The organism is Marinimicrobium sp. UBA4509 (genome assembly GCF_002388575.1).
Taxonomy (GTDB): Bacteria; Pseudomonadota; Gammaproteobacteria; order Pseudomonadales; family Cellvibrionaceae; genus Marinimicrobium; species Marinimicrobium koreense.
The window spans coordinates 20,127-23,680 of record NZ_DGMV01000073.1 but is presented as its reverse complement, the minus strand read 5'-3'; the positions used below and the strand labels follow the sequence as shown (position 1 = coordinate 23,680).

General features: G+C 59.9%; 2 protein-coding genes. One reads left to right on the top strand and one right to left on the bottom strand.

Annotated elements, in window-relative coordinates:
* Nucleotides 1-62: 62 nt before the first annotated feature.
* Nucleotides 63-1,316 (bottom strand): class II aldolase/adducin family protein, encoded by a 1,254-nt coding sequence (locus B3520_RS13890; RefSeq protein WP_286806901.1) that lies wholly within the window; start codon nucleotides 1,314-1,316, stop codon nucleotides 63-65.
* Nucleotides 1,317-1,536: 220 nt separating this feature from the next.
* On the opposite strand from B3520_RS13890, the gene B3520_RS13885 reads away from it, so the two are divergent.
* Nucleotides 1,537-3,554: Tat pathway signal sequence domain protein (locus B3520_RS13885; protein WP_286876316.1), on the top strand; the 2,018-nt coding region annotated here is incomplete at its 3' end.

Below are 3,554 nucleotides of genomic sequence, written 5' to 3'. Positions count from 1 at the left end.
GTCTGGCCCTTTTTTGTGTTGCATTAGTTTCGTGCTCAAGCGGATCGATGAGCCGTGTCGCTTCAGAGGCTGTCCAGCAGTTGGGCTTCCTGCGTTGATAAGCCCACATAGGTGTCGATAGCCTCGGCACAGCGCATGACCTCAATGGCATTTTGATAGGCTTCCGCCGTCAGGCGAGAGCCCTTTTTGCTTTGACCCAAGGCAATCAATCCAACACCGGGTATCAGGCAGACCGCGGGCACTTCGCCTTGGGTGCTGGAACCGGCGCGGCCGCGACGCGTGTCCCGGTAGCGCGCAACGCCCTGTTCGAGCTTCTGCTTAAGTGTCTCCAGGGTATCGCCTTCAGGGTTCCAGGGAATGTACAGCGGTTTCAGTTTGGTGTGTCTGAGGTGATGCAGGCAGGCGACGCCTTTGGCTGCCAGGCGGGGAGCATCGACCGAGTTGACGAAACGCATCACGTCAGCCCCCGACTCGACGGTCCCGACCACCGGGTTTCCATCGGATACCAGATCGATCATAAACGGCAGAATTCGCTTCAGGACATTCTGTCGCGTCGGTGCCCTCAGGTCACTATGGCGCGGACCCCCGAAGGTTTTATCGCCCTTGTCCCGTGCGGCGATATAGCGGGATGCCGCCTCAATGATGTCCAGCGTCTGTCGGTAGCAGAGTCTGTTGTCATCGGACCAGGTGGCGATGCCGTTACCCGCCAATAGGGCACCTTTCGCGTCGGGGTTACGATTCCAGGCCGCTTGCAAAGGGATGCCCTGCTCGAAGCCCGGGCGTGCCTGGGGTACCCAGAGCATAGTGTGACCCCAGATGCGTTGCGTCAGCGCCCTGGAGTTTTTACAGGCCCCCACGGCAATCGCCGCACAGGGATGAATGTGGTTGACGTGGGCGTAGGGCATCAATGCGTGTAGCGGCGTGTCCACGGAAGGGGCCGGCGCGGCCCGGTTGAATGTGGCGGCCTTGAAGGGCTCGCTGGTCGTGGGCCGAGTGTTTGCGCGGCGTAACCGTTGATAGTGGTGCCTCAAGGCCATCAGCCTCTCTTGGTACAGAGGAGAGAACTGACTTCTGCGGGAGGTTTTCAGGTCCGTCCCGGCGCTTTTGATCCATATGACCTCCACGGGCTGACCGCTGACCGGGTCTTTTTCAATAACCTTCAGCGAGGTGCTGCCGCCGCCGGTCGGGGTGATCCGGTGATCCTCGCCAAGCCGGTTTGAGCGATACACCAGTGCCTCCAGCGGCGAGAGCCGGTTGGCAAGCGCGTCGTCCCAGGTGTCATGAATGTGGGTGTAATGATTGTTGCGGTAGGACATGGTTAAACCCTGAGTCTGGCATCATCATTGGGGGCAAAAGGGTAGCCCAGGAATCACAAAAAGTCATTATAAATCAAATATTGTCAATAATCGTCGGTTGTGATAACGTTTCGTGGATGAGAGGGTGGGGCCTGTGCGGCCTGACAACGATAAGACGAACGCAGATCAACGTTAGAGTGCTCCTGCAATGAATCGACGAGAGTTTCTTAAGAGAGGTGGTGTGGCCGCCTCTCTCCCCCTGACTTTGCAAGCCCTGTCCAGCGGTTGTGCCACCTCCGGTTCCTCCCTGGTGCCGACGCACCAGGCGGGTCATTTAAGTTGGCTTGAAGGAGACGAACCGGCGGCCAAGGCCGGTACCACCTGGGGTCAGCCCTGGGCCGAGGGTGAACTCTCCGTCGACGACTCACTCTGTCTGAACACGAAAGATGGGCGCCGGGTGCCCCTGCAGAGTTGGCCTACCGCTTACTGGCCGGATGGCAGTATCAAGTGGACGGCCCACGCCGTGCCGGCGGGCGTCACGCTCGGAAAGCAGTTCCAGGTCACCAAAGGTCGTAACGCCGCGCCGGAACGGCCCGTTCGCGTGACATCCGGAGCGGGCACCATTGAGATCGACACCGGTCGGGTCAAGGTATCGGTACCCACCTCGGGGGATTACCTGATTCGCTCAATGACTCGCGGTGATACGCTGGTCGCCCGGAACGCTCGTCTGGTGGGCCTCGTTCAGGATCAGGTAGACCCGAGTGAGCCCGTCTCCCGGGTGGAGACCTTCCAATCCCGAACGGATCGGGTCACCATCGAGCAGGAAGGCCCGGTGCGTGCCGTTGTCAAAATCGAGGGCAAGCACAAGGCGGAGTCCGGAAAAGAGTGGTTGCCCTTCACGGTCCGACTCTACTTTTACAGCGGCGCCGAGTCCCTTCGAATCAGTCATACCTTCATCTATGACCTGGATGACCAGAAAGATTTTATTCGCGGTCTGGGTTTACGCTTTGACGTGCTCCAGCGCGACGAACTGTATGATCGCCATGTGCGCTTTGTGGGTGAGAATGACGGCCTCTGGGCCGAGTCACCCAAAGGCATTACCGGGCTTCGTCAGGACCCGGGCAAAGCCGTGCGGGAGGCACAGCTTGCCGGTCGCAAAACGCCGCCCTTGAGCGAATGGAACCCGAGGGTAACCGGCCTGCTGCACTATGTGCCGGTGTGGAATGATTTTACGCTGTCGCAACTGAATGCCAACGGCTTCACCATCAAAAAGCGCACCCAGAGCGGCCACGCCTGGATTAACGCCGATCAGGGCCGCCGCGCCAGCGGTGTGGCCTATGTGGGTGGGGCCTCCGGGGGCGTACTGTTCGGGATGCGGGACTTCTGGCAACTGCACCCGGTTCAGGTGGATATTCGCAACGCCGGGCGCGACGTATCGGAAGCCACGCTCTGGTTCTGGTCGCCCGAGGCGCCACCGATGGACGTGCGCTTCTATCACGATGGCATGGGGCAGGAGACCTACGAGCAGCAGTTGGATGCGCTGAAAATCACTTACGAGGATTATGAACCCGGCTTTGATACCGCCTACGGCGTAGCGCGGACCACGGACTTTGTTCTGTGTGTGCTCTCCGCGACGCCCTCGCGCACGGAGACGGTGAACTGGGCAAAGGAAATCAGCAAGGCCGCGCAGGTGGTTGCCGCCCCCGAGGACTATTTGAAATCCGGTGTCTTTGGTGCTCTCTGGAGCCTGCCGGATCGTTCCTCGACCCGCAAAAAACAGATCGAAGATCGGTTGGCCTGGCAGGTCGAGCATTACTGCCGACAGGTGGATCAGCACCACTGGTACGGTTTCTGGGATTACGGCGATGTGATGCACACCTACGATGTGGACCGCCATGTCTGGCGCTACGACATTGGCGGGTACGCCTGGGACAACTCCGAGCTCTCGCCGGACCTGTGGCTCTGGTACTCCTTCCTGCGTAGCGGCGATCCCAACACCTTTCGGTTGGCCGAAGCGATGACCCGGCATACCCGGGATGTCGACATCTATCACCTCGGACGATTCCGGGGGCTGGGCACTCGACACAACGTTCAACACTGGGGCTGTAGCGCCAAGCAACTGCGGATCAGTACCGCCGCCTATCGACGGTTCCACTATTTCCTTACCGGGGATGACCGGACGGCGGATGTGCTTGATGAAGTGATTGATGCCGGTGAAGCCTTGCGCCGTGTCGATCCCACCCGAAAGCTTCCAAACCG